This is a genomic window from Polaromonas sp. YR568, assembly GCF_943369675.1.
Lineage (GTDB): Bacteria > Pseudomonadota > Gammaproteobacteria > Burkholderiales > Burkholderiaceae_C > Polaromonas.
Window position 1 is genome coordinate 129714 of record NZ_CALROB020000004.1, and the last position, 23789, is coordinate 153502.

29 protein-coding genes are annotated in these 23789 nt (G+C 66.2%); 12 read left to right on the forward strand and 17 right to left on the reverse strand.

Features of this window, described 5'->3' with window-relative positions; translation table 11 throughout:
- The first annotated feature begins 19 nt into the window (after positions 1-19).
- Positions 20-700 (forward strand): glycosyltransferase, encoded by a 681-nt coding sequence (locus ACLV8F_RS03355; RefSeq protein ID WP_411882828.1) that lies wholly within the window; start codon positions 20-22, stop codon positions 698-700.
- 10 nt (positions 701-710) lie between these two features.
- Here the strand turns inward: ACLV8F_RS03355 and ybeY are convergent, their stop codons facing one another.
- Positions 711-1166 carry an rRNA maturation RNase YbeY gene (gene ybeY / locus ACLV8F_RS03360; protein WP_411882829.1) on the reverse strand — a complete coding sequence of 152 codons (456 nt, stop codon included), beginning with the start codon at positions 1164-1166 and terminating at the stop codon, positions 711-713.
- Positions 1156-2163, reverse strand: a complete 1008-nt coding sequence (locus ACLV8F_RS03365; RefSeq protein ID WP_411882830.1) for a PhoH family protein — start codon at positions 2161-2163, stop codon at positions 1156-1158. Before ACLV8F_RS03365 ends, ybeY begins: the two co-directional genes overlap by 11 nt.
- Before the next feature lie 95 nt (positions 2164-2258).
- Here ACLV8F_RS03365 and ruvA point away from each other — a divergent pair, with 95 nt between their 5' ends.
- The 4 genes from ruvA to ACLV8F_RS03385 are packed head-to-tail and all read left to right on the forward strand — an operon-like array spanning position 2259 to position 5231.
- Complete coding sequence (gene ruvA, locus ACLV8F_RS03370; RefSeq protein WP_411882831.1) at positions 2259-2831, forward strand: Holliday junction branch migration protein RuvA; 573 nt, start codon at positions 2259-2261, stop codon at positions 2829-2831.
- An 8-nt stretch (positions 2832-2839) separates the two neighbouring features.
- Positions 2840-3907 (forward strand): Holliday junction branch migration DNA helicase RuvB, encoded by a 1068-nt coding sequence (gene ruvB / locus ACLV8F_RS03375; RefSeq protein WP_411882832.1) that lies wholly within the window; start codon positions 2840-2842, stop codon positions 3905-3907.
- Between the two features lie 2 nt (positions 3908-3909).
- Positions 3910-4740 (forward strand): hypothetical protein, encoded by an 831-nt coding sequence (locus tag ACLV8F_RS03380; protein ID WP_411882833.1) that lies wholly within the window; start codon positions 3910-3912, stop codon positions 4738-4740.
- Positions 4737-5231, forward strand: a complete 495-nt coding sequence (locus ACLV8F_RS03385; RefSeq protein ID WP_411882834.1) for a TonB family protein — start codon at positions 4737-4739, stop codon at positions 5229-5231. Before ACLV8F_RS03380 ends, ACLV8F_RS03385 begins: the two co-directional genes overlap by 4 nt.
- 56 nt (positions 5232-5287) lie before the next feature.
- On the opposite strand, the gene ACLV8F_RS03390 is transcribed toward ACLV8F_RS03385, so the two are convergent.
- Genes ACLV8F_RS03390 through ACLV8F_RS03415 form a run of 6 tightly spaced genes read right to left on the reverse strand, consistent with a single transcriptional unit; the run spans position 5288 to position 10034 of the window.
- Positions 5288-6487 (reverse strand): DSD1 family PLP-dependent enzyme, encoded by a 1200-nt coding sequence (locus ACLV8F_RS03390; protein ID WP_411882835.1) that lies wholly within the window; start codon positions 6485-6487, stop codon positions 5288-5290.
- 26 nt (positions 6488-6513) lie between these two features.
- Positions 6514-7209 (reverse strand): histidine phosphatase family protein, encoded by a 696-nt coding sequence (locus tag ACLV8F_RS03395; RefSeq protein WP_411882836.1) that lies wholly within the window; start codon positions 7207-7209, stop codon positions 6514-6516.
- 2 nt (positions 7210-7211) lie between these two features.
- The gene (locus tag ACLV8F_RS03400) at positions 7212-7835 is read right to left on the reverse strand and encodes a DUF4136 domain-containing protein (protein WP_411882837.1); all 624 of its coding nucleotides are present in this window, start codon (positions 7833-7835) and stop codon (positions 7212-7214) included.
- A gap of 32 nt (positions 7836-7867) precedes the next feature.
- Positions 7868-8818, reverse strand: a complete 951-nt coding sequence (gene ttcA / locus ACLV8F_RS03405; protein ID WP_411881022.1) for a tRNA 2-thiocytidine(32) synthetase TtcA — start codon at positions 8816-8818, stop codon at positions 7868-7870.
- A 20-nt stretch (positions 8819-8838) separates the two neighbouring features.
- On the reverse strand, positions 8839-9210 hold the full coding sequence (locus tag ACLV8F_RS03410; RefSeq protein WP_411881021.1) for a dihydroneopterin aldolase: 372 nt from the start codon (positions 9208-9210) through the stop codon (positions 8839-8841).
- A gap of 53 nt (positions 9211-9263) precedes the next feature.
- Entirely contained in the window at positions 9264-10034 is a 771-nt protein-coding gene (locus ACLV8F_RS03415; RefSeq protein ID WP_411882838.1) for an SDR family oxidoreductase, read from the reverse strand.
- A gap of 96 nt (positions 10035-10130) precedes the next feature.
- Here ACLV8F_RS03415 and ACLV8F_RS03420 point away from each other — a divergent pair, with 96 nt between their 5' ends.
- From ACLV8F_RS03420 to ACLV8F_RS03430, 3 genes are all read left to right on the forward strand, one after another.
- Positions 10131-11237, forward strand: a complete 1107-nt coding sequence (locus tag ACLV8F_RS03420) for a class I SAM-dependent methyltransferase (protein ID WP_411882868.1) — start codon at positions 10131-10133, stop codon at positions 11235-11237.
- Between the two features lie 236 nt (positions 11238-11473).
- Positions 11474-11668 carry a DUF2905 domain-containing protein gene (locus ACLV8F_RS03425; RefSeq protein WP_411881018.1) on the forward strand — a complete coding sequence of 65 codons (195 nt, stop codon included), beginning with the start codon at positions 11474-11476 and terminating at the stop codon, positions 11666-11668.
- 14 nt (positions 11669-11682) lie between these two features.
- The gene (locus tag ACLV8F_RS03430) at positions 11683-12645 is read left to right on the forward strand and encodes an ROK family protein (protein WP_411882839.1); all 963 of its coding nucleotides are present in this window, start codon (positions 11683-11685) and stop codon (positions 12643-12645) included.
- Between the two features lie 199 nt (positions 12646-12844).
- On the opposite strand, the gene glmU is transcribed toward ACLV8F_RS03430, so the two are convergent.
- Positions 12845-14293 carry a bifunctional UDP-N-acetylglucosamine diphosphorylase/glucosamine-1-phosphate N-acetyltransferase GlmU gene (gene glmU / locus ACLV8F_RS03435; RefSeq protein ID WP_411882840.1) on the reverse strand — a complete coding sequence of 483 codons (1449 nt, stop codon included), beginning with the start codon at positions 14291-14293 and terminating at the stop codon, positions 12845-12847.
- Here glmU and ACLV8F_RS03440 point away from each other — a divergent pair.
- The gene (locus tag ACLV8F_RS03440; RefSeq protein ID WP_411882841.1) at positions 14292-15224 is read left to right on the forward strand and encodes a DUF6279 family lipoprotein; all 933 of its coding nucleotides are present in this window, start codon (positions 14292-14294) and stop codon (positions 15222-15224) included. The genes glmU and ACLV8F_RS03440 overlap by 2 nt on opposite strands.
- Before the next feature lie 22 nt (positions 15225-15246).
- Here ACLV8F_RS03440 and ACLV8F_RS03445 read toward each other — a convergent pair whose 3' ends face one another.
- Both ACLV8F_RS03445 and ACLV8F_RS03450 read right to left on the reverse strand, forming a co-directional pair.
- Positions 15247-15567, reverse strand: a complete 321-nt coding sequence (locus tag ACLV8F_RS03445) for a hypothetical protein (RefSeq protein ID WP_411882842.1) — start codon at positions 15565-15567, stop codon at positions 15247-15249.
- Between the two features lie 164 nt (positions 15568-15731).
- Positions 15732-16490 (reverse strand): Crp/Fnr family transcriptional regulator, encoded by a 759-nt coding sequence (locus ACLV8F_RS03450; protein ID WP_411882843.1) that lies wholly within the window; start codon positions 16488-16490, stop codon positions 15732-15734.
- A gap of 77 nt (positions 16491-16567) precedes the next feature.
- Between ACLV8F_RS03450 and ACLV8F_RS03455 the strand changes: the two genes are divergently transcribed.
- Positions 16568-16975 carry a BLUF domain-containing protein gene (locus tag ACLV8F_RS03455; protein WP_411882844.1) on the forward strand — a complete coding sequence of 136 codons (408 nt, stop codon included), beginning with the start codon at positions 16568-16570 and terminating at the stop codon, positions 16973-16975.
- Positions 16976-16985: 10 nt separating this feature from the next.
- Here ACLV8F_RS03455 and ACLV8F_RS03460 read toward each other — a convergent pair whose 3' ends face one another.
- The 4 genes from ACLV8F_RS03460 to ACLV8F_RS03475 form a co-directional block, all read right to left on the reverse strand.
- Positions 16986-17975 carry an MBL fold metallo-hydrolase gene (locus ACLV8F_RS03460; RefSeq protein WP_411882845.1) on the reverse strand — a complete coding sequence of 330 codons (990 nt, stop codon included), beginning with the start codon at positions 17973-17975 and terminating at the stop codon, positions 16986-16988.
- Between the two features lie 122 nt (positions 17976-18097).
- Positions 18098-19093: a Bug family tripartite tricarboxylate transporter substrate binding protein gene (locus tag ACLV8F_RS03465; RefSeq protein WP_411882846.1), complete on the reverse strand. Its 996-nt coding sequence runs from the start codon at positions 19091-19093 to the stop codon at positions 18098-18100.
- A 25-nt stretch (positions 19094-19118) separates the two neighbouring features.
- Positions 19119-19496 carry a hypothetical protein gene (locus ACLV8F_RS03470; RefSeq protein ID WP_411882847.1) on the reverse strand — a complete coding sequence of 126 codons (378 nt, stop codon included), beginning with the start codon at positions 19494-19496 and terminating at the stop codon, positions 19119-19121.
- Positions 19493-20866 (reverse strand): acyclic terpene utilization AtuA family protein, encoded by a 1374-nt coding sequence (locus tag ACLV8F_RS03475; protein ID WP_411882848.1) that lies wholly within the window; start codon positions 20864-20866, stop codon positions 19493-19495. The genes ACLV8F_RS03470 and ACLV8F_RS03475 overlap by 4 nt, the downstream gene beginning before the upstream one ends.
- Before the next feature lie 89 nt (positions 20867-20955).
- Between ACLV8F_RS03475 and ACLV8F_RS03480 the strand changes: the two genes are divergently transcribed.
- Positions 20956-21858, forward strand: coding sequence for a LysR family transcriptional regulator (locus tag ACLV8F_RS03480; RefSeq protein ID WP_411882849.1), 903 nt, complete (start codon positions 20956-20958; stop codon positions 21856-21858).
- Positions 21859-21871: 13 nt separating this feature from the next.
- On the opposite strand, the gene ACLV8F_RS03485 is transcribed toward ACLV8F_RS03480, so the two are convergent.
- Complete coding sequence (locus ACLV8F_RS03485) at positions 21872-22426, reverse strand: gluconokinase (protein ID WP_411882850.1); 555 nt, start codon at positions 22424-22426, stop codon at positions 21872-21874.
- Positions 22427-22528: 102 nt separating this feature from the next.
- On the opposite strand from ACLV8F_RS03485, the gene ACLV8F_RS03490 reads away from it, so the two are divergent.
- Positions 22529-22957 carry a TfoX/Sxy family protein gene (locus ACLV8F_RS03490; RefSeq protein WP_411882851.1) on the forward strand — a complete coding sequence of 143 codons (429 nt, stop codon included), beginning with the start codon at positions 22529-22531 and terminating at the stop codon, positions 22955-22957.
- Between the two features lie 89 nt (positions 22958-23046).
- Here ACLV8F_RS03490 and ACLV8F_RS03495 read toward each other — a convergent pair whose 3' ends face one another.
- Complete coding sequence (locus ACLV8F_RS03495; protein ID WP_411882852.1) at positions 23047-23682, reverse strand: DUF2917 domain-containing protein; 636 nt, start codon at positions 23680-23682, stop codon at positions 23047-23049.
- Positions 23683-23789: the final 107 nt, after the last annotated feature.

Sequence of the window (23789 nt, forward strand, 5' to 3'; positions counted from 1 at the left end):
CAAAACCTCCAGGTCACCCATGATTCGTTTCGTCGTCGCCACGCGGTCCAGCTTCAAGGTTTTTTTTACCGGAACGGCGCTGGGCCGGTCATTGGCCCTGTACTACCCCCTGGGCGGTGTTCAGGTACGGGTGTTTGAGAGCAACACGGCAGGGCTGCCGTCGGTCTACAACCAGGCCATCGAAGAATCACGGGAGAAACCGGCCTTGCTGGTCTTCTGCCACGACGACTTGCACCTGTGCGATTTTTTCTGGGGCGACCGCTTGCGGGAAGGGCTCGCGAAATACGACATCATCGGCCTGGCCGGCAACCAGCGCCGCGTGCCGCGCCAGCCGGGCTGGGCCTTTGTGGACGAAAAATTCACCTGGGATGACAAGGAAAACCTGAGCGGCGTGGTGGCCCACGGCAATGGCTTTCCCTCCTCCAACCTGAGTGTCTTCGGCCCCTCGGGCGTGCCGGTCAAGCTGCTGGACGGCTTGCTGCTGGCCTGCGACAGCCAGTTGATGATCGACAAAAACCTGCGCTTTGACGAGCGCTTTGATTTTCATTTTTACGACCTCGACTTTTGCCGCGAGGCCGAACGGCTGGGGCTCAGCATGGGCACCTGGCCGATTTCGGTGGTCCACGAAAGCGGCGGCGGCTTCGGCGGCCCGTCCTGGAGCGCCGGTTATGCGGCTTACCTGGACAAGTGGAAGTCCTGAGGACGGGGCTTCAGCGATAAGGGTTCTTAAAACCCAGCCCCGCCAGGATGCGGATCTCTTCCGCCTCCATGGCCTCGGCGTCTTCCTCGCCGGTTTCGTGGTCCCAGCCCTGGGCGTGCAGCGTGCCGTGCACCAGCAGGTGCGCGTAGTGGGCCTGCAGCGTTTTTTTGTTGTCTTTCGCTTCCTGCGCCACCACGGGCGCGCACAGCACCAGGTCGGCGGTGACCACCGGTTCCTGCGTGTAGTCGAAGGTCAGCACATTGGTGGCGTAGTCGCGCTGGCGGTAGTCGCGGTTCAGCGCCTGGCCTTCTTCGGCGTCCACGATGCGCACGGTGATCTCGCCGTCGTGCGCGAGCGCGTGGCGTATCCAGCGGGCCACGCTATGGCGCGGCAGGGCGGCACGGTGGCGCGCGGCGTTTTTCAGCTCGCCGAACTGCAGCGACAGGCTCAGTTGCTTAAGAGCCATTGCGACTCCGGGCGCTGGCGCGGCGCGCCGGTGCGGCGGGTTCGGCGCCCTCCTCCACGGGTGCGACACCCGGGGATTTGTCGTACGCGTCAACAATGCGCGCCACCAGCGGGTGGCGCACCACGTCGGCGCTGGTCAGGCGGGTAATCGCGATGCCCTTGACGCGCTTGAGCACGCGCTCGGCGTCCACCAGGCCGCTGAGCTGGGTGCGCGGCAAATCCACCTGGCTCACGTCGCCCGTCACCACCGCCTTGCTGCCGAAGCCGATACGCGTCAGGAACATCTTCATCTGCTCGGGCGTGGTGTTCTGCGCTTCGTCAAGGATGACAAACGCGTGGTTCAGCGTGCGGCCGCGCATGAAGGCCAGCGGCGCGATCTCGATCTGCTGGCGCTCAAAGGCCTTCTGCACCCGCTCAAAGCCCATCAGCTCGTGCAGCGCGTCATACAGCGGGCGCAGGTAAGGGTCGACCTTCTGGCTCAGGTCGCCCGGCAAAAAGCCCAGGCGTTCGCCGGCCTCGACGGCCGGGCGCGTCAGCACGATGCGCTGTACCGTGCTGCGCTCCAGCGCGTCAACCGCGCAGGCCACGGCCAGGTAGGTCTTGCCGGTGCCGGCCGGGCCTATGCCGAAGGTGATGTCGTGCGTGGCGATGTTTTCGAGGTAGGTGCCCTGGTTGGTGGTGCGGGCGCGCAGGTCGGCGCGTCGCGTGGACAGCGCCGCGTTGCCGTCGGGCGCGATGCTGAGCGCGGTGTCGCCGGCCAGCATCAGCTGCACGGTTTCGGGCTCTATGGGCCGCTGGGCGATTTCGTACAGCGCCTGCAGCACCTCCAGCGCCTGCGTGGCCTTGACCTTGGTGCCGTCGATCTTGAACTGCTCAAAGCGGTGCGCGATCGTGACGTCCAGCGCCGCTTCGATGGTGCGGATGTGGCTGTCCATGGGGCCGCACAGGTGGCCCATGCGGGTGTTGTTGGGCGGCGTGAAGGTGTAGCGAAGAATCAAGGCGGTGGACTTCCTGAAAAAGAAGGCGGGTGACGGGTCTAAAACACAATTGTCCGCCCAAACAGTGGCCAGCGCCCGACTGATAAGATTTGCCCATGATTGGAAGACTCTCAGGCCAGCTGGCCGAAAAAAATCCCCCGGAAATCCTGGTGGACTGCAACGGCGTCGGCTATGAAGTGCTGGTGCCCATGAGCACCTTCTACAACCTGCCCGGCCTGGGTGAAAAAGTCAGCCTGCTGACGCATTTTGTCGTGCGCGAAGACGCGCAGATCCTCTACGGCTTCGGCAGCGCCACCGAGCGGGCCGCCTTCCGCCAGCTCATCAAGATCTCCGGCGTGGGCCCGCGCACCGCGCTCAGCGTGCTCAGCGGCATGAGCGTCGAGGAACTCTCGCAGGCCGTGACCCAGCAGGAAGCCGGCCGCATCATCAAGGTGCCCGGCATCGGCAAAAAAACCGCCGAACGCCTGCTGCTGGAATTAAAAGGCAAGCTGGGCGCCGACATCGGCGTGCACGTCAGCGTCACCAACGATGCCCAGTCCGACATCCTGCAGGCCCTGGTGGCGCTGGGCTACAGCGACCGGGACGCCGCGCTGGCGCTCAAGGCCCTGCCCAAGGACATAGGCGTGAGCGACGGTATCAAGCTGGCATTGAAGGCACTGGCGAAATAACCCCCGACATGAGCATTCAAACGGACGACTTCTCCCCCGGCGACTTCCCGCCCGCCAAGCGCGTGATGTCGGCCGCGCCGGCCTCACCCGGCGAGGAGGCTATTGAGCGCGCGCTGCGCCCCAAGCTGTTCGACGAATACGTGGGCCAGACCAAGGTGCGCGACCAACTCGAGATTTTCATAGGCGCGGCCAAAAAGCGCAAAGAGGCGCTGGACCACGTGCTGCTGTTCGGCCCGCCCGGCCTGGGCAAGACCACGCTGTCCCACATCATTGCGCACGAACTGGGCGTGAACCTGCGGCAGACCTCGGGCCCCGTGCTCGAAAAGCCCAAGGACCTGGCGGCGCTGCTGACCAACCTGGAAAAGAACGACGTCCTGTTCATCGACGAAATCCACCGGCTGAGCCCCGTGGTGGAGGAAATCCTCTACCCCGCGCTCGAGGACTACCAGATCGACATCATGATCGGCGAAGGCCCGGCGGCGCGCAGCATCAAGCTGGACCTGCAGCCCTTCACGCTGGTGGGCGCCACCACGCGCGCCGGCATGCTGACCAACCCGCTGCGCGACCGCTTCGGCATCGTCGCCCGGCTGGAGTTCTACACACCCGACGAACTGGCGCGCATCGTCAGGCGCAGCGCCAAGCTGCTCAACGCGCCCATGGACGAAGAAGGCGGTTTTGAGATCGCCCGCCGCTCACGCGGCACGCCGCGCATCGCCAACCGCCTGCTGCGCCGCGTGCGCGACTATGCCGACGTCAAGGGCAGCGGCCACATCTCGCTGGACATCGCCAACAAGGCCTTGGCCATGCTGGACGTGGACCCGCAAGGCTTCGACGTGATGGACAGAAAACTGCTTGAAGCCGTGATCCACCGCTTCGACGGCGGCCCGGTGGGCCTGGACAACATCGCCGCCAGCATCGGCGAGGAGCGCGACACGATCGAGGACGTGATCGAACCCTACCTGATCCAGCAGGGTTATCTGCAGCGCACGCCGCGCGGGCGCATCGCCACCTTGGCCGCCTACCGCCACCTGGGCGTCGCGCCGCCGGCCAGCGGCAACGACATGTTTAACGCCTGACCATGGGGCGGTGGGTGGCCTTGTCGGCGGCGGCGGACCCCCAGGCGGCCTGGACGAAATCCCCCGCCGAGCAGCGCTTCTTCAATTCAACGGGGCTGGGCATGACGGTGGCCTTCTTGCTGGCCTATGCCCTGAGCGGCGCGGTGTTCGGCTACCTGCCTGTGTTTGTGCTGGAGGGCTTCGCCATGCTGCAGGGAACAGCCGCATGGGTTGGCTCGGCCGGGACCATCGCACTGGCGTTGGGATGGGCCACCCACCTGGTGCAGCGCCACTGGTCGGGCGCCTCGCCGGCCACCTGCACGACGTTTCGCTACATCTGCTACATCGCCGTGGCCACCTGCGTGTGCCTCGTCGCCCTTGCTGAACTGGCCGGCGGTCCCCTCTCCAGGCTGCGATGGAACGGACTGTCGCCCGCGTCCGAATGGCTGTTTGCGCCTTTGCCCTGGGTATGGCGTGAACTGGCGCCGCTGGGCTCGGACAAGGTGACGGGAAAGCTTTTTTTCGCGGGCGGCGCGGCCCTGGCGCTTGCATTTTTTTTCCTCAAAGCCGTCGAGCGGCCGCGGGTGTTTATTTTTTTCCTCGGTGCGGCAGCCTGCATCGCGGGGTTTTATTTTCTGGGCGATGCCGCGCTTGACTACAGCGCTGCACGCGGCCTGCCCGGCGCGTCGGCGGACTATGCCAGGGAATTGAAAACCAACCCGGGCCGCTACAACGCCTGGAATTTTTTGTCCTGGCTGGGAGCGCTTGCCTGCCTGGCCTATGGGGTGCTCATGATCTCCATGTCCCTTGTCATTCAGACCGCTGATGCCCGGGCCATGGTCGTACGATCATGACGCCGCGTTTTGGTTTCGCGGCGGGCGCCGCCGCCCTGGGGCTGGCCTGCTGGCTGGCAGGCTGCGCGGCCACCGGCAACCCGCCCACAGCGCGCACACCCAACCCGGCCGTGCCGCTGGCGGCCATCTCCAGCCTGCCGGAGTTCCCGGAGCTGTTCAAGCAGATGAGCAAGCTCTACGCCGACCACCCGCAAGCCCCCGCGATGCAGGAAGGCGACGGCATGGGGCAGAAGATCTCCATCGCGCGCGTGCGCAAACCCGGGGCGCTGGATGCGCTGCAGGCCTGGCGCGCGCAAGGGGTGCACGGCCGCGTGGTGGTGATTTCGCTGCTGGATGCCGAGGGCAAGCTGCTCGATGCGCGTGTGCTGTCGTCCACGCATCCCGATCTCAATGAAGCGGTGCTGCAGTCGGCGCGCGAAGCCGAGTACCGCGGCGGGCGTGTCAACGGCAAAGCCGCCCCCATGTATGCGGTCTACGGCGTGAACTTCTAGGGATCCAGGGGGCCGGCTCCAGGGGGCCGGCTCCAGGGTGGAGACGGCAGAACCCCTCAGGTCAGCGCGCCCCGCGCATCGACCTGGAAGATGCGCTGCACGGTGCCGCTGCGCAGCCCGCCGGTCACACCAATCATCACGTCGTGCAGGTTCACGGTCGGGTCGCAATGGCCCGGGATCAGCCACAGCATGCGGCCCAGGCCGGGCAGGCGTTTGCTGTCGCCGGCGGGCCGCAATATGCCGTGCTCGTCGCCACCGTTGAAATACTCCAGCTCGCTTTCGGTGTCGAAGGCGTGCACCAGCGGCAGGCCCGAATCGATGGCGTGGCTTTTATGGCCGGCGTCGCACACGGCATGGCCGCCGTGCGTGCTGACGACCTGGGTCTTGACGAAGAGCGCGTGCTCGAACTGCGGCTGGGCCGGGTCGCGCTCGTTTTTCGCGTAGTCGGCGTCCATGAACATGAATGAGCCCGCCTGCAGCTCGCCGTAGACGCCGCTGAAGGCCTCCAGCATCAGGCTGCCGGTGCCGGCGCCGGTGACCAGGTCGACCGTGACGCCCTGGGCCTCGATGAGCTTCTTCGTCAGCACCACGTCCTCGACGGCCTTGGCGATGGCCTCGCGCCTTTCCTGTGAGCTGCGCATGTGCTGCGCCTTGCCGTGGTAGGCCTGCAGGCCGGCAAAACGCAGGGCCGGGTGTTTGCGGATCTCCAGCACCAGCGTGACGGCGGCGGCGCCGGGCTCGACACCGCAGCGGCCCTGGCCGACGTCGATTTCGACGAAGACGTCGATCACGGTGGCGACGGCGGGGCCGGCCTTGTCCTTGTTGCTGGTGCGCGCCTCGGTCATGGCCTGCGCCAGGCGGATCACGCCTTCGGTGCTGTCCACCGCGATGGCCAGCTGGCCGTCCTGGGCCGCGAGCTTTTGCGCGAGCGAGGCCACGCGCGCCAGCTTGGAAGGGGCGATGACTTCATTGCTGATGTAGATGTTGAAGACGCCGCCGGCCGCCATGATTTCGGCTTCGGAGGTTTTCTGCACGCACACGCCGACCGCGCCGGCGCGTATCTGCATCTTGGCCAGCGTGACGCTTTTATGCAGCTTGGCGTGCGGGCGCCAGCGGATGTTGTGCTTTTTGGCGAACTCGGACATGCGCGCCATGTTGCGTTTCATCGCATCCATGTCGATGACCAGGGCGGGTGTGTCGATGTCGTTGACCGGCTTGCCGATCAAGTCGGTCAGGCGGGAAGGCGAAGTGCTCATGGGATCCGTTGCATCTCTTGTGTTATTTATTCTGCGCTCAGCGGGTCGCGGGCGGCGCCGCCGGGAAGTGCGCCAGGTGCGCCGGAAATTGCGCTGTCGTCCAGTGTGCCACCGTCCAGGTGCTGGGTGTCGGCCCAGCCGACGAGCGTAAAGCCTTCGGGGGTCCAAAGGAGGCGGTTGATGGCCGCATTGCCGAGTTGCCAGGTGCGCGGCGCCTGGATGTCCAGCCGCGTGGCGGCGCGGTAAAGCACGTCCATCACGCCGCCGTGGCCGACCAGCGCGATCAGCTGGCCCGGGTGGGCGGCCGCCAGGCGCTCGGCCGTGGCGACCACGCGGCTGCGCAGGGCAATCAGCGATTCGCCGCCCTTGGGCGCGAATTCCGGGTCGCGCTTGCGCCAGCGCATGGACTGCTCGGGCAACAGCGCCGCGATTTCCGCGAAAGTCTTGCCCTCAAAATCGCCGAAGCCCCGCTCGCGCAGGCCTTCCTCGCGCGTGACTTCCATGCCCTGGATGCATGCCAGGTACTGCGCGGTTTCCCAGGCGCGGGTCAGGTCGCTCGCGTAAATGGCGCTGATGGGCTCGTCGGCCAGCGCCAGCGCCATGCGCTCGGCCTGCTTGCGGCCGGTTTCATTGAGCGGGATGTCCAGGTGGCCCTGGATGCGGGTGTCGACGTTCCAGGTGGTTTCACCATGTCTTATAGCGATGATGCGCGTAGGCTCCATGCTCACCTTGGTATTTCAATGTTGATGCGGCGGGTGCCTGGCGGCGGCTGCGGAAAGCCGCGCAAAGCCGAATCCAGCATGGCGGGCAACACGGCCAGGGTGTCGCCCCAGACGCCGTCGTGCAGCGCCCTTGTTTCAAAAGCGACCTGGTTGGTGCGCAGGTCGCGCATCACGAGGCTCAGGTCGCGCTTGAAGTAAGGCGGCTCGGCAATGCCGCCGCCTATCGGGAAGGACAGGCCGACCGAGGCGCCGCGGCTCCCGCCGCCCACAAACACACCGCTGCCAAACCCGAAGCCGCCGTAGGGGCTGTAGTCATAGGGCCAGCGTTCGACAATCTGGGTGTTGGCGACGATCTGCACGCTGTAGCGCGCGGCCGGCGGATTCAGTTCCATCCCCACCTTGGCCAGGGCGGTGCGCGCGATACCTTCGATGGCATCCTGGGGCGAGCCCACAAGCTGCTGGGAGGGCAGGCGCTCAAAGCGATAAGGCGTGCCCGGCGCGGGGGGCGGGCCGTTCCAGTTGGAAAAGGCCGTGACGTCGCTGTCGACCACACGCACCGTGGAGCAGCCGCCCATGAAAAGCGCCAGGGCTGCGATGGAAAAAATGGTGGTAAATGCGCGCTTCATAAAACCTCCATGGTGAAAAGCATCAGGAAAAATCAGCGGGATTGAATGCCGATGACGGAAGCGCCGGGCAGGCGCGCCTCCTGGAACTCCTCGGCGTCAAAGGCCTTGTCGCCGTCGGCGTCGGCCACGCCGGTGGCCTTGATGCCCTTGAAGTCGTGGCGCTTGTTGTCCATCAGGTGCGAGGGCACGATGTTCTGCAGCGAGGCGAACATGTTCTCGAGCCGGCCGGGGAATTTTTTCTCCCACTCGCGCAGCATGTTGCCGACCTGCTTGCGCTGCAGGTTTTCCTGGCTGCCGCACAGCGTGCACGGAATGATGGGAAATTCGCGCACCTGGGCCCAGCGCGTCAGGTCTTTTTCGGTGACGTAGGCCATGGGGCGTATCACCACGTTCTTGCCGTCGTCACTGACCAGCTTGGGCGGCATGCCCTTGAGCTTGGCCGCGAAAAACATGTTGAGGAAAAAGGTCTGCAGCATGTCGTCGCGGTGGTGGCCCAGCGCGACCTTGGTGCAGCCGAGCTCGCCGGCCACGCGGTACAAAATGCCGCGGCGCAGGCGCGAGCACAGCGAGCACAGCGTCTTGCCCTCGGGGATCACGCGCTTGACGATGCTGTAGGTGTCCTGGTTTTCGATGTGGAAGGGCACGCCCAGCTTGCCCAGGTACTCGGGCAGGATGTGCTCGGGAAAGCCGGGCTGCTTCTGGTCGAGGTTGACGGCCACCAGCTCGAAGTTGATGGGCGCGCGCTTTTGCAGCTTGAGCAGGATGTCGAGCATGGCGTAGCTGTCTTTGCCGCCCGAGACGCAGACCATGACCTTGTCGCCCTCTTCAATCATGTTGAAGTCGACGATGGCGCGGCCGACTTCGCGGCACAGGCGCTTTTCGAGTTTGTGGTCCTCGCGCTCTATCTTCATGCTGTTCTGCACGCGCGCGGAGCTTTCCTGCTGTTCGTACTCCGCCACGGCTTCTTCCCAGACTGCGCTCATATCACTTGCTCCCATATTGCTCACCACTGTCCCGTCTCGACGCGAATGGCCACTTCGCAGTCGTCAAAAATTTCAAGTTTCGCGATTTTCACGCGCACGCCCAGCACGCCGGGCAGCTGCATCAGGCGGTGCGCAAGCTTGCCGATCAGGCTCTCCAGCAGGTTCCTGTGCTCCGCCGTGCACTCGCTGATGATGATCTGGCGCACCTTGCGGTAGTCCAGCACGTGGTTGATGTCGTCGTCATGCGGCAGCAGCGGCTGCGTGCCCAGGTTCAGTTCGGCATCGACCTGGATGGGCTGCGGCGCGGTTTTTTCGTGGTCCAGGATCCCCAGGTTGGCGTCAAAGCGCAAGCCGGTGAGGTTCAGGATTTGGGTGCCCCGGGGTGTGTACATGGCGCCAGTTTGTGATGGGTGGAATAAGGGGTGTGTCAGCCGTTGCCGCGGGTTCACATCAGCGAAAAATCGCGCTCGAACTTCATCAGGTGCTGGCCGCCGTCCACCAGCAGCGTGGTGCCGGTGATGGAGCGGTTTTCCAGTGCGAACTTGACGGTGGCCGCGACGTCGGCGGGCGTGGAGGACCGGCCCAGCGGCGACAGCTTGTGCCTAGCCTGGAACTGCTCGTCGCTCAGCAAATGGCTGGTCAGCGTGAGGCCGGGCGCCACACCCACCACACGCACCTGGGGCGCCAGCGCCAGCGCCAGCATGGTGCCGGCCGCTTCCAGCGCGGCCTTGGAGAGGGTGTAGCTGAAGAAATCGGGGTTCTGGTTCCAGAGCTTCTGGTCCAGCAGGTTGACCACCGCACCCTCCCCGCTGCGCGCCGCGACATGGGCATGCAGGGCCTGGGCCAGCAGCACGGCGGCGCCGGTGTTGCTGTGCATATGTTTGTCCAGCGCCGTGAAGCCGAAGCTGGCGGCGTTGTCTTCTTCAAAGGTGGAGGCGTTGTTGACCACCGCATCGACCCGGCCCATGCGTGCGGCCACGGCGGGCAGCAAAGCGCGCACCGCGGCCTCGTCGCCCAGGTCGGCCTGGAAGGCGGCCGAGACACCTGCCAGCCTGGCGCAGTCCGCGACGGTGGCCATCGCCTCGGCCTCGGAAGCGCGGTAATGCACCGCCACCTGCCAGCCGCCGGCCGCCAGCGCCAGCGCGATCTCGCGCCCCAGCCGCCGCGAGGCGCCGGTCACAAGGACCACAGGGGGAGAAGACGGGGCTGGGTTCATGGGCGGGCGTTTGACGTCAAAAAGGGGGCAAAAGGAGGGCGGGGCGTGGGGTGAAGGCGCCGGGATGATCACCGACAATGGCCGGTGGTGACCTCTATGACCCCGACGACCAATACCTCTATTTTACCGACCGCCCTCGCCGCCCCTATTGCCAAGGCCATTGAGGCTGCCGGCGGCTGGCTGGGTTTCGACCAGTTCATGGCCCTCGCCCTCTACACGCCGGGCCTGGGCTACTACGCCAACGATTCGCGAAAATTCGGCCTGATGCCGGGCACGGGCAGCGATTTTGTCACCGCGCCCGAGCTTTCGCCGCGCTTCGGCCAGGCCCTGGCGCGCCAGGCGGCCCAGGCCCTGCAGGCCACCGGCACGGCCGAAATCTGGGAGTTCGGCGCGGGCTCGGGCGCGCTGGCGCAGCAGGTGCTGGAGGCGCTGGGCCCGCAACTTGAGCGCTACACCATCGTCGATTTGTCGGGCAGCCTGCAGGCGCGCCAGCGCGAACGGCTGGCCGCTTACGGCGACAAGGTGCACTGGGCGACGGAGCTACCGCCCACCATGCGCGGTGTGGTGCTGGGCAACGAGGTGCTGGACGCCATGCCGGTCAAGCTGCTGAATCGCCTGCAAGGTGTCTGGCATGAGCGCGGCGTGGTGTTGCACGAGGGCGGTTTCCTGTATGCCGACCGGCGCACGGAACTGCGGCCGCCCTTTGAGGTGGAAGGCACGCACGACTACCTGACCGAAATCCATCCCCAGGCCGAAGGCTTTGTCGCCACGCTGGCCGACCGGCTGGAGGCCGGCGCCGTTTTCCTGCTCGACTACGGCTTCCCGGAGCACGAGTACTACCACCCGCAACGCAGCATGGGCACCGTGATGTGCCACCGCGGCCACCTGGCCGACGCCGATGCCTTGGCCGACGTGGGCAGCAAGGACATCACCGCGCACGTCAACTTCACCGGCATCGCGCTGGCCGGCCAGGAAGCCGGGCTGGAGGTGCTGGGCTACACCAGCCAGGGGCGCTTTTTGCTCAACTGCGGCCTGGTCGACGGCATGGAAGACGCGCCGCTGGAGCAGCGCGTCATGGTGCAAAAACTGATTGCCGAGCATGAGATGGGCGAGCTGTTCAAGGTGATCGCCTTTGGCGCGAAAGGCCAGCCGGTGTGGGAGCCTGTCGGCTTTGCCGCGGGCGACCGTATGAACAGGTTGTAGCCCCCCCCCGTCGGACGCTCACTTCGTATAGCGCCTTCACCCCTCGAGGGGCGGCGCCTGGGGCCGGCGAAGCCGGACCCTCGGCCCCCGCTGGTGAAGTCCCCCCACTGCATACGCCCTGAATCTTCAAGCCAGCATGAGCCGCGGGACTGGCTTTGCCAGACCGCAGGCGGGCGGCCCCCTCGGGGGGCGGCGACCCACACGCAGTGGGGGAGCGTGGGGGCTAAACTATCCCGATGATCCGCTGGTTCATCGTCATCTTCCTGGCCCTGATGCTTATCAGCTGGTTCAGCCCGCTTTTGCAGAAGCTCGGCTTCGGCAAGCTGCCCGGTGACCTGCGTTTTCGCCTGTTCGGGCGCGAATGGTTCATCCCGCTGACCACCACCATCCTGCTGAGCTTTATCGCCAGCCTGCTCGCCAAACTCCTTTAAGGAAGAAATCCCGCATGAAAGCCTGCGTCGACCTGGGAGGCACCAAGATCGCGGTCAGCCTGATCACCACCGGACAGGAACTCAGCCTGGAACAGGCAACGTCGGCCTTGCAGTCGCGGCACGTGGAACCCACTGAAAAAGAAGGCCAGCCCGACACCGTGGCGCGCCAGGTGCTGCGCATGCTGGCCAGTGCGTGCGAAGCCGCCGGCGTCCGCGAGCAGGACATCGAAGCCGTCGGCGTCTCGTCCTGCGGCCCTTTTGTCGCGGTAGGCGGCATGCTCGAAATCTCCAACCCCAATATTTGCGGCGGCATGGCCGGCCCGGCGCGCGGCCTGCCCAACGACTGGGTCAGCGTGCCGCTGGAGGCGCCGCTGCGCAGCCGCTTTGCCGAAAAACTTCGCCTGGAAAACGACGGCGTCGGCGCGCTGCAGGCCGAGCGCCGCTGGGGCGCGCTGCAGGGCTTCAGCCACTGCGCCTACGTGACCTGGAGCACCGGCATAGGCTTCGGCCTGTGCGTGGACGGCCGCATCCTGCGCGGCAAGCACGGCAACGCCGGCCACGCGGGCCACACCTTTGTCAGCGACAGCAGCGACGCGCTGTGCGGCTGCGGCAACAGGGGCGACCTTGAAGGCGTGGTGGCCGGCAACGCCATTGCCCGGCGCTTTGCCGGCGCGGGCTACCCCGGCGCCTCCGCGCTGTTCGCCGCCGCGCAAGCGGGCGATGCAAGCGCCAACACCATCGTGGACGAGCTGTGCCGCGTGCTGGGACGCGGCCTCTACAACCTCGTCGCCACGCTGGACCTGGAACGCATCAGCATGGGCGGCGGCGTGTTCTGGAACCACCGCGACTACCTGCTGCCGCGCCTGAGTGCACAAATCCACGGCAAGCTGCCCGCGTTGACGGATGAGTTTGAGCTGGTGGCTGCCGGCCTGGGGGAGAGGGTTGGGGATTTTGGGGCTTTGGCGTTAGTGAGTTGAGCTTGGTTTTGCCGGGTCTTGCGCCGGCTTGCGCGCTCCTCTTCTGTGCTCTTTGCTGAGGGCGGTTGGCCGGGGGTTGCCCGGCCCCGGAACTCAAACCACCTCAGCCTCCAAAACGACGAAGAGGCTTCGATACCTCTGCCCGAACGGTGGGAAAGAACGAAAGAACCAAAGAACGAAAGAACGGAAGAAGGGAAACCTATCCCTTCACCACCTTCACCGGCCTCGACCAGTTAGGCAAACTGACCTGCTTGCCGCGCGCAACGCTAAGCGCCCCAGCCGGCGTACTCTTGGTAATGGTGGACCCCCCACCCACAGTGCCACCAGCGCCAATGGTCACAGGCGCCACCAAGACACAGTTGCTCCCGATGTGCACATCAGCCTCGATCACGGTCCGGTGCTTGTTGGCGCCGTCGTAATTCGCGGTGATGCTGCCGGCGCCGTAGTTGACGCGTTCGCCGACCGTGGCGTCGCCGAGGTAGGCCAGGTGGTTGGCTTTGGCGCCTTTGGCCATTGTGGAATTCTTGACCTCGACAAAATTGCCGATGTGCACTTCGGCGCCCAGCTGCGCGCCGGGGCGCAGGCGCGCGAAAGGGCCGATGAGGGCGCCTTCGCCGACCTGCACGCCGAGTTTTTCGCCGTCGATGTGGGTGAAGGGGTGGATCACGGCGCCGGCGGCGATGCTGCAGTTGGCGATCACGCAGTTGGCGCCTATGCGCACGCCATTGCCCAAGGTGACGGCGCCTTCAAACACGCAGTTCACGTCGATCTCGACGTCCTGCCCGCACGCCAGCGTGCCGCGCACGTCCAGGCGCGCCGGGTCGGCCAGGCGCACGCCCTGCTCCATCAGGGCGACGGCCAGGCGGCTTTGGTGGACGCGTTCGAGTTCGGCCAGTTGCACCGGGCTGTTGACGCCGGCCACCTGGGCGGCGTCGGTGATCTGGTGGGCCACGACGGCCACGCCGCCTTCGACCGCAAACTTCACGATGTCGGTGAGGTAGTACTCGCCCTGGGCGTTCTTGTTGTCGAGCCGGGCCAGCCAGGCGCGCAAGAGGCGCGTGGGCACGGCCATGATGCCGCTGTAGATTTCGCGGATCTCGCGCTGGGCGGCGCTGGCGTCCTTGTGCTCGACGATGGCGCGCACCTGCGACGAAGCCTCGGTGCCGGCGCGCAAGGGCTCGGAGGCGTGCGCTTGCACGCGCACGATGCGGCCGTAACCCGTGGGGTCGGCCATGCTGAGCGTGAGCAGCGCCAGGCGCTGGCCGTCGCACTGGGCGATCAGGGCCTGCAGCGTGGCGGCCTGGGTCAGCGGCACGTCGCCCGAGAGCACCAGCGTGACGCCGTCGTCGGCCAGCAGCGGCAGCGCCTGCTGCACCGCGTGGCCGGTGCCCAGCTGCGGCTCCTGGCGCGCGAATTCGAGGCCCAGCCCTGAACCGGCCTGTGTAAAGCGGGCACAGGCGGCCTCGACCTGCTCCGCGCCGTGGCCTGTGATGACGACCGCCTTGCGCGCCGACACGGAGGCGGCGCATTCGATGACATGCGCCAGCAAAGCTTTCCCGCCCAGGCGGTGCAAGACTTTGGGTAAGCTGCTCTTCATCCGCGTGCCTTTGCCCGCGGCCATGATGACGACATCGATTGGGATTGCCATGAAATTTCCTCTGGATCTTGGGGTGATGATGCCTTCCCGGGCCGCCGGGGCGGGCGCGGGACGCTGCACACGGATTATCGGTGTGCTGGCCGTCCTGGCGCTGGCCGGGTTGACGCAGAGCTGCAGCCTCATGAAAGTCGCCTACAACCAGGCGCCCGAGCTGGTCTACTGGCACCTGGACAGCCACTTCGACTTCACCGACGCGCAAAGCCTGCAGGTCAAGGGCGACCTGGCCCGGCTGCAGGCCTGGCACCGCCAGACGCAGCTGCCCGTCTACATCACCGCGCTGCAAAAGCTGCAGCAGCAGATGCCTGCCGACATGGACGCCGCGGCGGCCTGCGCGATTTACACCGACGTGCGCGGCAAGCTGCTGACGCTGTCGCGGCAGGCGGAGCCTCCGCTGGCGACCATGGTGGTGTCGCTGCAGCCGGGCCAGCTCAAACATCTGGAGCGCCGCTTCACAAAGGGCAATGACGAATACCGCGAAGAGGTGCTGGAGGCCTCGCCCAGAAAGCAGCGTGACAAGCGCTACAAAGAGGCCGTGAAGCGCGCCGAGATGCTCTATGGCGGGCTGGACGCCAAGCAGCTGTCCGTGATCGGGCGGCGCATAGACAGCTCACCCTTCGACGCGCCGCGCAGCTTCGCGGAAAAAGTGCGGCGCCAGCAGGACGCCGTGCAGACGCTGCGGCCCCTGGTGGCCGGCCAGGGCACGCCGGAGAAAACCCAGGCTGCGGTGCGCGGGTTGGTGGAGCGCACCTTCACTTCTCCGGATGCCGCTTACCGCGACTACATGGACAAGCTGACCCATGACAGTTGCGCCACCCTGGCGGAGCTGCACAACAGCACCACGCCGGCGCAGCGCCACAACGCGGTGGAAACACTGCAACGCTACGAGCAGGATTTCAGGGCCTTGAACACCCAGCCATCCTGACCCGCAAGTTGCCTTGTTTGTCTTACTGGCCGGGCGCCTTGGTGTGTGAACGGCCTTCTTCCTCGGCCTTCTTCAGTTCTTCCGCCTGTTGTGCGGATTCCGGTTTGGCGGCTTCGGCGTCGGACTTGACGTCGGCGTCCTTGAGGTAGGACTTGATGTTGTCCTGGTACTTGCGCGTGCCTTCATAGCTGCCCTCGCCCATCTGGCCGGACGGGCCGTCGCCGGGTTGCGACTGCTGGCGCGGCTGGAACTCGCGCGAGCCGCTGCTTTGCTGCTGCTGGCGGTCCGAAAAACGGCGTGGTTGCTGCTGCAGGCGCGCGCCTGGGGCGGATGCGTGGAACATGTGTGTCTCCTGGTGAGTGTGTCTGGCCTGCCGCCGCGATGTGCCTTTTGCACGAGGGCACGAAAGGCAAATCGCGGGCAAGAGGGACACCTTAAAACCGGGAGCGAGCGGCGTTTGTCATCCGCCAAATGGCCTTGGTGTCAGCGGCCGCCTACACCGCCGATTCAGAGCAGGGGAACCTGCGGCGGCGGCGTGTCGTAGTAGTCGGCAATCCGCTCCAGCGCCCGGGTGTTGAGCAGCCGCAGCCTGCCGTCCTGGATCTCATGCAGCCCCAGCTGGCGCAGGCGCCGCAAGGTCTTGTTGGTGTGCACCAGCGACAGGCCCAGCGCATCGGCGATGTGCTGCTGGTTGATGGGGAAGTCGATGGTGCCGCCCTCGGCCATGCCCACGCGCTCCAGCCGGCGGAACAAATGCATCAGCAGCATGGCCACACGCTCGGTGGCATTGCGCCGCCCGGCGGTCAGCAGGTGGTCGTCGACCATGCTTTCCTCGCGCGCCGCCAGCCAGGTGATGTCGTACCCCAGGTTGGGAAAACCGCGGAACAGCTCCCACAGCCCGTCGCGCGGGAACACGCAGAGGCTGGTGTCGGTGACGGCTTCGATGCCGTGCATGGCGCCGTCGGCGAATTTTTGCTGCAGGCCGATGAAGTCGCCCGGCAGCAGGAAGTTGAGGATTTGCCGGCGGCCGTCGCTCAGGGTTTTATAACGGAACGCCCAGCCCGAATACAGCGTGAAGAGTTTGCCGTTGGGCTTTTGCTCATAAAGAATGGTGCCGCCGGCCCGAACGGCCGTGGTGCCGGTGCGGAAGGCTTCGATGAATTGCAATTCCTCCGTGTTGACCGGCATGAAGGCGCCGGTCTTGCGCAGACCGCAGGCATTGCAGCGCGGCGGGCAGATCGCTGATGTTGGCGTTGGCTCGTTCATAAAAGACGTATCTTAGGCGCATATGCGTGTGTCTTTTGACATTGTGCGCTGTGGGACGGACCACTACATTTGCCGCAATGATAAAAATAAGCACAACGCTGTATGAAGTCCTTTACGTCAGCACGCTGGCGCCCGAGGCGCCCCTGAGCGTCGTCAAGGATATCGCCGTCAGGGCGAGGCTGTCCAACGCCGCCCGGGACATCACCGGTTTGCTGATTTTTGACGGCATGCGCTTTTGCCAGCAACTGGAAGGCGGCCAGAAGCAGGTGCTGGCGCTGCTGGAGCGCATTCGCCAGGACACCCGCCACATCAACCTGCAGATCCTGCACCACGGCGAACTGGCCGTGCGGCGCTTCAAGCGCTTCAGCCTGGGCTACTGTGTGGTCGACGAGGACGACGTGCTCGAACGCATGGAGCAGATGGACGGGCAGCCCGCGCTGGATGCCTTTGAGGGCTTGCTGTCCAGGCTGGACCTGGAGTCCTGAACCCGCCGGCCTAGCCCTGTAGCGCGGCCCACATTTCCTGGTCGCGTTGCGCCGTCCAGATGCGCGGGTTCTTGATGCCGCTGGCTTCGTCGAAGGCGCGGCTCACGTCGAAGGGCAGGCAATGCTCGTAAATAAACACATGACCGAAGACCGGGTCCATGCTTTTGCGCGTGTGGTCCATGGCGGCCTTGAGGTCCATGCCGGCAGCGGCGGCTTCCTTGCCGGCCTTGTAGAGCGTTTCGACCCAGCGTTTGGTGTAGTCGAGCGCCTTGTTGACGTTGGCCGCGCCTTTCATGGCCTCGCCGCGTCCCGGCACGATGGCTTCGGCCTTGAGCGCGCGCAGGGCTTCCAGCGTGGCCGGCCATTCTTCGAGCTGCGCGTCGCCGGTGTAGACACCTGCTTCGTATTCGACCAGGTCGCCTGAGAACAGCACTTTTTCTTCTTCAATCCAGGCAATCGTGTCGCCGCGCGTGTGGCCGGGGCCCGGATGCCAGACCTGGACCTTCACGCCGCCCAGGTCCAGCACCAGCTTGCCGGGTACCTCCCCTTTGACGGGGTTGCCGCCGTCAATCACCAGCGTCGGCCAGGTCAGGCCGGGCACGCTTTCGGCATTGCGGAACAGCCGCGGGAAGCGCTCCATCTCGCTTTGCATGTCCTGCGCGCCGCGCTCGACGATGAGTTCGTACGTGCCCTGGCTGGCGATGATTTCCGTCGCGCCCTCGGCCGCGTAGGCGCTGGCGCCCAGCACACGCACCGCGTGGTAGTGCGTGAGCAGCACGTACTTGATGGGTTTGTCGCTGATGCCGCGTATGCGCGCGATCAGGTCCTGCGCCATCGCCGGCGTGGCCGTGGCGTCGCTGACCATGATGAACTTGTCGCCGATGATCACGCCGGAATTGGGGTCGCCCTCGGCGGTGTAGGCCCAGCAATGCGCGCTGAGCTGCTCAAAGGTGATGGTCTTGTCCGTCAGGTCGGACTGCGAGGCAAAAGCTTTGGACATGGGGCTGTTCCTGTTATGGGCTCGGCGGGCAGGGCCGCCAGCATGACAGGCATTTTACTTAAACGTAATGCATTACGAATAGGTGAATCACCGGGGCCACCCCCTCCCAAAAAAAGGCCCGCTCACTCGGGTTCTATGCCGGCCGCCTTGATGATCTTTCCCCACTTGAGGGTCTCTTCCGCCTGGAATTTGCGCAGCTCCTCGGGGTTGCTGGTGAAGATTTCGGTGCCGCTGGTCTGGTAGAAGGGCGCGGCCGACGGGCTGCGCGCGGCGCGGGCCAGCATGTCGGCGAGTTTGGCCACCACGGGGGCGGGAGTGCCGGCCGGCGCATAGGCGGCAAACCAGTAGGTCATCTCATAGCCCTTCACGCCCGCTTCGGCGATAGTGGGCACATCGGGCGCCAAGGGGGAGCGTTGCCGCGTGGACACGCCCAGCGCCTTGAGCTTGCCGGCCTTGACCTGCGGCAGGCCGGTGGTCATGTCGGTGATCATCATGTCGATCTGGCCGCCCAGCAGGTCGGTCACGGCCGGCGGATTGCTCTTGTAGGGAATGTTCAGGATGTAGGTGCCCGTCATCTGCTTGAACTGCTCGCCCGCCACGCGGCTGGAGGAACTGCCGCTGCCGAAGGACAGCCTGCCCGGCCTGGATTTGGCCAGCTTGATGAAGTCGGCGACGCTGTTCACGGGCAGCGCGGGGTTGACGACCATGATCTGGCCGCCGCGCCCGAGCGCCGTGAGCGGCGCGAAGTCCTTGACCGGGTCGTAGGGCAGCTTCTTGAAGAGGTGCTCGTTGGCGGACTGCGTGGTGTTGGTGGTGATGAAGACGGTGTAGCCGTCGGGTTTGGCCTTGGCCGCCGCCTGGGCGCCTATAAAACTGTTGGCGCCGGGCTTGTTGTCCACCACGACGCTGACCTTGCTGTCGTTGGTCACCGCCTGGCCGATGGCGCGCGCCAGCTGGTCGGTGGCGCTGCCGGCGGCAAAGGGCACGACAAAGGTGATGGGCTTGTCCGGAAAGCCCTGCGCCTGCGCCAGCCCGGGCGCCAGCGCGCACAGCGCGGCGGCGGCGAGCAGTAGAGGCCGGATGCGGGGGATCGTCGAGTTCGGGTTTGAGGGGGTCATGGTGTCTCCTTTTTAGTTTGAAAAATCAGTCGCTGTCTGTCAGGGCCGGCCCCGCGAGCAAGGGCGCCAGCGAAGCCGGGACTTCAATCGGCACATCCAGCAGCCAGAACGACAGCGCCTTGCCGTGGGTGTCCAGGTTGAGTGCGTCGTTGACGCCGCCGTCCAGCACTTCGTCCAGCACAAAGTTCAGCGCGGCCAGGCCCGGCAGTTCAAAGCGCTGCACGCGCGCGGGCCGGCGCTGCGCAAAACGCCGCGCGACCACGGCCTCGGTCAGCTGCGCCAGCAGCACGGGGTAAAGATCGGGATGCCAGGCGATCACGCTGATGTTGGAACGGTTGCCTTTGTCGCCGGTGCGGCCATGGGCGGCGCGGTACAGCGGAACCGTGACGTGAGCTTCGTTCATGCGGCCTCCAGCAGCGAGTCCAGCATGTCGAAACGCAGCGGCACGGCATCACGCGGCACCAGGCAGGACAAGGTATTGAGGCGCGGCGTCAGCGAGGTGCGCACGCCGCCGCCGCCGGCCGGGCCGCAGCAGTACAGCGCCGTGACCTCGCGCGGCAGGCGCTCGGCCTGCGCGCGGTCGGTGTGGGTCGCGGCGACGCGCAGGCGCACGTCGCGCGCATCGCCCGCAGGGGCCTGCGCCAGCAGGCGGCCCGCGTCGTCGCCCATGACGCTGAGCACGCCGATGAGGTCCACGCGCAGCGCCAGCTCCGGCAGCCGCCGGCGCAGCACGTCGGCGGCCAGCCGCGCGCGCGCCTCGGCGCGGGGGCCGGCATAAGAGATTTCACCTTCGGCCAGCCAGCCGCCCTCATGGCAGACATTGACTTTCAGGCTGGCCGGCCGCGCATGGCCGCGCACGCCGGTCAGGGCCACCCGGCCGGGGCCGGCCGGCGTGAGCTGCGCGGCGCTGATGTCGGCGATCACGTCGGGCGTCAGGTAGGCGGCCGGGTCGTGGACTTCATACAGCAGCTGCTCCTTGACGCCGGCCAGGCTGACCAGGCCGCCGGTGTGCGCGGCCTTGCCGATGATGCAGTGGCCGTCGCTGCTGATTTCGGCGATGGGGTAGCCGACGTCGTGAAGGTCCGGCACGTCCTTGTAGCCCGGGTCGGCGAAATAGCCGCCGCACACCTGGGCGCCGCACTCCAGCAAATGGCCCGCCATGGTCGCGCGCGCCAGCCGGTCCCAGTCGTCGGCGCGCCAGCCGAAATGCGACATCGCCGGGCCCACCGTCAGCGACGGGTCGGCCACGCGCCCGGCGACCACGATCTGCGCGCCGGCATCGAGCGCGGCGGCGATGGCTTCGGCGCCTATGTAGGCATTCGCGCTCACCGTGCGGATGCTGTCCATGGCGTCGCCCAGCTGTGCGCGCAGCAGCGCTTCGTGCCGGGCGCCAGACAGGTCGTCGCCACCGATCACCGCGATGCGCGGCGCCGGCAGGCCCATGCCCTCGGCCATGGCCCGGATATGCCGCGCGGCCGCCAGCGGGTTGGCGGCGCCGAAGTTGCTCACGATGCGGATGTTGTGCGCCAGGCAACGCGCCAGCACCGGCCGCAGCATGTCGTCCAGCAAAGGCTCAAAGCCGGCCTGCGGGTTGGCGCGCCGGCGCAACTGGGCGAGCGCCAGCGTCCGCTCGGCCAGGGTTTCAAAAATCAGGAAAGCCGGCCCGCCCCGCGCGATGAGCGTGTCCACCACAGGCCCGGCGGCATCCACCCGGTCGCCGGAAAATCCGGCGGCGCAGCCGATCAAAAGAGGAGCGGGTGTGGGTTCAGTCATGGGCGGGCATGGAGGAGCCCTGAATCTAGGCCTTGCGCATTTATTTGTAAAATCGAAAATTCTTATCCATTAAGCTGAATGGCAAATAAATGGCCGAACCCAACCTTTCCCTGCGGCAACTGCGCGCCTTTCTGGCCCTGGCCGACCAGCGCAGTTTCACGCAGGCCGCCGCCACCTGCCACCTCTCGCAGCCGGCCTTCAGTGCGCTGATCCGCACGCTGGAGGGCGAGCTCAACACGCGCCTCTTCGACCGCGACACGCGCAGCGTGGAATTGACGGCCGAGGGACGCCTGTTCGCGGACTCGGCGCGCCGACTGGTCGGCGATTTCGGCGCGGCCCTCAGCGACCTGAACGACCATGTGGAGCGCCGCAAGGGCCGCGTGCACATCGCCGCCCTGCCTTCGCTGGCGGCGGGCTGGCTGCCCGCGGTGTTCGCCGAATTCAGGAAAAACTGGCCGGGCATTGAACTGAACCTCAGCGACCTGCTGTCGGACGCCTGTGTGGACCTGGTGCGCAGCGGCAAAGCCGACTTCGCGCTGGCCTCCACCGGCACCAGCCATGCGGGTCTGAGCACCCGGCTGGTCTGCACCGACCGCTTTTACCTGGTGTGCCGCAAGGACCACCCGCTGGCGGCGGAGGCTTCGCCGACGCTCAAAAAACTGGCGCCCTACCCGTTTATCCACATGTCGCGCAACAGCAGCGTGCGGCAGGCGCTGGAAGCGGCGCTGCATCCGCTGCAGGCCAATACCGTGCTGGAAGTCGACCAGCTGGCCACCGCCGCGGGCATGGTCGAGGCCGGGCTGGGCATCAGCGTGGTGCCCGCGCTGACGCTGTTTCACTTTCAGCGAAAGACCTTGGTGACACGGCCGCTGGCCGCGAGCAGCCTGACACGCAAGATTTTCCTGGTGCGCCGGCAGGAGGGCAGCTTGTCCGCAGCGGCGCAGGCCCTGCATGACCTGGTGGTTGCATCCATGAAAGCCAGAACGCCGTGATGGCGGGGCAGCGCTAGCGCGGGCGGCCCGCGCCGGCGAGCCAGTCCACCGCGCTTTGCGCCAGTGATTCCAGCGGCGCATCGCCGGCCAAGGTCAGCACACCCGGTTCCGCCGACGGATCCTGCAAGGCCTCGAACTGGCTGGCGACCAGGCTGGGCGGGTAAAAATGCCCGGCCCGCTGGCCCACGCGGCGCAGCGACTCGGCCGGGCTGATGGCCAGGTGCACAAACTGCAGCCCGGGGGCCGCGCTGCGCAGACTGTTGCGGTAAGCCGCCTTGAGGGCCGAGCAGGTCAGCACCACGCCCTGGGGGTGGCGCGCCAGTTCGGCGCCCAGTTGCCGCAGCCAGCCGGCGCGGTCTTCGTCGGCCAGGGCGATGCCCTGCTGCATTTTGGCGATGTTGCCGGGCGGGTGAAAGTCGTCGCCTTCGATCAGCGGCAGGCCCAGTTGCCCGGCCACCAGGCGCCCCACCGCCGACTTGCCGCAGCCGGCCACGCCCATCACCACCACGCGCACCGCGGCTTGGGGTGTGGCGGCGGGAGGGGAAAGGGTCTGGGGTGTGGCGCTCATGCGCAAATTATCGCGGCCCGCCGGGGCTTACGCCCAAAAGCCTTGCGAGGGATGAAAAGGAGGGGCTTGGCGCGCCTGCTTGTGCTTTGGTATGGTCGCGGCATGGCTTCTGCGAAGAACGATTTTGCGATGTACTGCTGCGAGCTGCTGTCGGGCGTGGGCCCTTGCACGGCCAAACGCATGTTCGGCGGTTTTGGCATCAGCACCAGTGGCCTGACCTTCGCGCTGGTGGCCGACCTGGGCGGCGGCGAGATCCTGTGGCTCAAGGCCGATGAGGGCACGCGCGGCCTGTTTGAAGCCCAGGGCTGCGGGCGCTTCACCTATGAGATCACCCGCAACGGCGAACGCGCCGCGCACAGCCTCAACTACTACAGTGCTCCTGAAGAGGCCATGGAATCAGCAGCCCTGATGCTGCCGTGGGCGCGGCTGGCGCTGGACTGCGCGCTCAAGGCGCGGGCGGCCAAGCCGGTCAAGAAACCGAAAGTCAAAACCAAAGCGCCGCCCGCCAAAAAAGCCAAAAGCCGCGCATAAAAAAACCCGCAGCCTTGCAGCCGCGGGTTCAAAGCTCCCTTGCGGAAGGAGCCACTGACTAGAACGGTATCAATCGGAGAGCGAACTGACTAAACCAGGTTGGACATCGCCAGCACGTTGTAGTTGTGCGGGTGCCGGCGCTGGTCGTCCCTGTAGACATCAAAGTCGTGGCCGGCCGCCATGGGGCGGGCGCGGGCCGTGAGGAAGATCATGGCAAAAGGGGTCAGCAGCGCTTGCGCAGCGGCTGCCGCACCCAGCACCAGGCCGCGGGCCAAGCGGCCCAGGGCGCCGGCGGCCAGGCCGAAGGCGGCGCGCAGGTCGCTAAGCGGCTGCAGCACACCGACACGCCAGCCGGCTTCCTCGGCGGCGGGCTGCCGGACGGCGGCACCCGCGGCGACGGGCTCCCAGCTGAAATAGGCCGATGCGCCAACACCCGTGCTGAAGGATTCCATCACCAGCGACTCACCGGCCTTGAGCGTCAGGCTTTCGCCCCGGCTCAGGAAATGGTCGCCGGCGCGCACTTCGGCGTCCTGGCTGGCGAAGTCGAAGGTGGCCCAGACCCGGCCATGCGCAATGCGCAATACACCGGCCTGGGCGGCGTGCAGGGTCAGCGCCCGTCCCGCGCCCAGCTTCCAGAAGCCCGCCAACCCGTCAACCTGGCCGGTGGTGGCATCGGTAGCCTGTTGCAAAAAGCGGTCGCCTGCGTGAGAAGCTGAGTGGTCCATGGTGTTCTCCAAAAAAGGCACAAAGTGAGTGATGAGGGTTGAATCATCTCGCCACGGGCTTGCGCGGTCCAATGAAATCGAGTTAAGCTATTCATTCCATATTCGCA

Bases quoted from the DNA above. Each gene is read 5' to 3' on its own strand.
- ACLV8F_RS03355 (WP_411882828.1), top strand. From the start codon at position 20: ATGATTCGTTTCGTCGTCGCCACGCGGTCCAGCTTCAAGGTTTTTTTT.
- ybeY (WP_411882829.1), bottom strand. From the start codon at position 1,166: ATGGCTCTTAAGCAACTGAGCCTGTCGCTGCAGTTCGGCGAGCTGAAA.
- ruvA (WP_411882831.1), top strand. From the start codon at position 2,259: ATGATTGGAAGACTCTCAGGCCAGCTGGCCGAAAAAAATCCCCCGGAA.
- ruvB (WP_411882832.1), top strand. From the start codon at position 2,840: ATGAGCATTCAAACGGACGACTTCTCCCCCGGCGACTTCCCGCCCGCC.
- ACLV8F_RS03380 (WP_411882833.1), top strand. From the start codon at position 3,910: ATGGGGCGGTGGGTGGCCTTGTCGGCGGCGGCGGACCCCCAGGCGGCC.
- ACLV8F_RS03385 (WP_411882834.1), top strand. From the start codon at position 4,737: ATGACGCCGCGTTTTGGTTTCGCGGCGGGCGCCGCCGCCCTGGGGCTG.
- ACLV8F_RS03390 (WP_411882835.1), bottom strand. From the start codon at position 6,487: ATGAGCACTTCGCCTTCCCGCCTGACCGACTTGATCGGCAAGCCGGTC.
- ACLV8F_RS03395 (WP_411882836.1), bottom strand. From the start codon at position 7,209: ATGGAGCCTACGCGCATCATCGCTATAAGACATGGTGAAACCACCTGG.
- ACLV8F_RS03400 (WP_411882837.1), bottom strand. From the start codon at position 7,835: ATGAAGCGCGCATTTACCACCATTTTTTCCATCGCAGCCCTGGCGCTT.
- ttcA (WP_411881022.1), bottom strand. From the start codon at position 8,818: ATGAGCGCAGTCTGGGAAGAAGCCGTGGCGGAGTACGAACAGCAGGAA.
- ACLV8F_RS03410 (WP_411881021.1), bottom strand. From the start codon at position 9,210: ATGTACACACCCCGGGGCACCCAAATCCTGAACCTCACCGGCTTGCGC.
- ACLV8F_RS03415 (WP_411882838.1), bottom strand. From the start codon at position 10,034: ATGAACCCAGCCCCGTCTTCTCCCCCTGTGGTCCTTGTGACCGGCGCC.
- ACLV8F_RS03420 (WP_411882868.1), top strand. From the start codon at position 10,131: ATGACCCCGACGACCAATACCTCTATTTTACCGACCGCCCTCGCCGCC.
- ACLV8F_RS03425 (WP_411881018.1), top strand. From the start codon at position 11,474: ATGATCCGCTGGTTCATCGTCATCTTCCTGGCCCTGATGCTTATCAGC.
- ACLV8F_RS03430 (WP_411882839.1), top strand. From the start codon at position 11,683: ATGAAAGCCTGCGTCGACCTGGGAGGCACCAAGATCGCGGTCAGCCTG.
- ACLV8F_RS03440 (WP_411882841.1), top strand. From the start codon at position 14,292: ATGAAATTTCCTCTGGATCTTGGGGTGATGATGCCTTCCCGGGCCGCC.
- glmU (WP_411882840.1), bottom strand. From the start codon at position 14,293: ATGGCAATCCCAATCGATGTCGTCATCATGGCCGCGGGCAAAGGCACG.
- ACLV8F_RS03445 (WP_411882842.1), bottom strand. From the start codon at position 15,567: ATGTTCCACGCATCCGCCCCAGGCGCGCGCCTGCAGCAGCAACCACGC.
- ACLV8F_RS03450 (WP_411882843.1), bottom strand. From the start codon at position 16,490: ATGAACGAGCCAACGCCAACATCAGCGATCTGCCCGCCGCGCTGCAAT.
- ACLV8F_RS03455 (WP_411882844.1), top strand. From the start codon at position 16,568: ATGATAAAAATAAGCACAACGCTGTATGAAGTCCTTTACGTCAGCACG.
- ACLV8F_RS03460 (WP_411882845.1), bottom strand. From the start codon at position 17,975: ATGTCCAAAGCTTTTGCCTCGCAGTCCGACCTGACGGACAAGACCATC.
- ACLV8F_RS03465 (WP_411882846.1), bottom strand. From the start codon at position 19,093: ATGACCCCCTCAAACCCGAACTCGACGATCCCCCGCATCCGGCCTCTA.
- ACLV8F_RS03470 (WP_411882847.1), bottom strand. From the start codon at position 19,496: ATGAACGAAGCTCACGTCACGGTTCCGCTGTACCGCGCCGCCCATGGC.
- ACLV8F_RS03475 (WP_411882848.1), bottom strand. From the start codon at position 20,866: ATGACTGAACCCACACCCGCTCCTCTTTTGATCGGCTGCGCCGCCGGA.
- ACLV8F_RS03480 (WP_411882849.1), top strand. From the start codon at position 20,956: ATGGCCGAACCCAACCTTTCCCTGCGGCAACTGCGCGCCTTTCTGGCC.
- ACLV8F_RS03485 (WP_411882850.1), bottom strand. From the start codon at position 22,426: ATGAGCGCCACACCCCAGACCCTTTCCCCTCCCGCCGCCACACCCCAA.
- ACLV8F_RS03490 (WP_411882851.1), top strand. From the start codon at position 22,529: ATGGCTTCTGCGAAGAACGATTTTGCGATGTACTGCTGCGAGCTGCTG.
- ACLV8F_RS03495 (WP_411882852.1), bottom strand. From the start codon at position 23,682: ATGGACCACTCAGCTTCTCACGCAGGCGACCGCTTTTTGCAACAGGCT.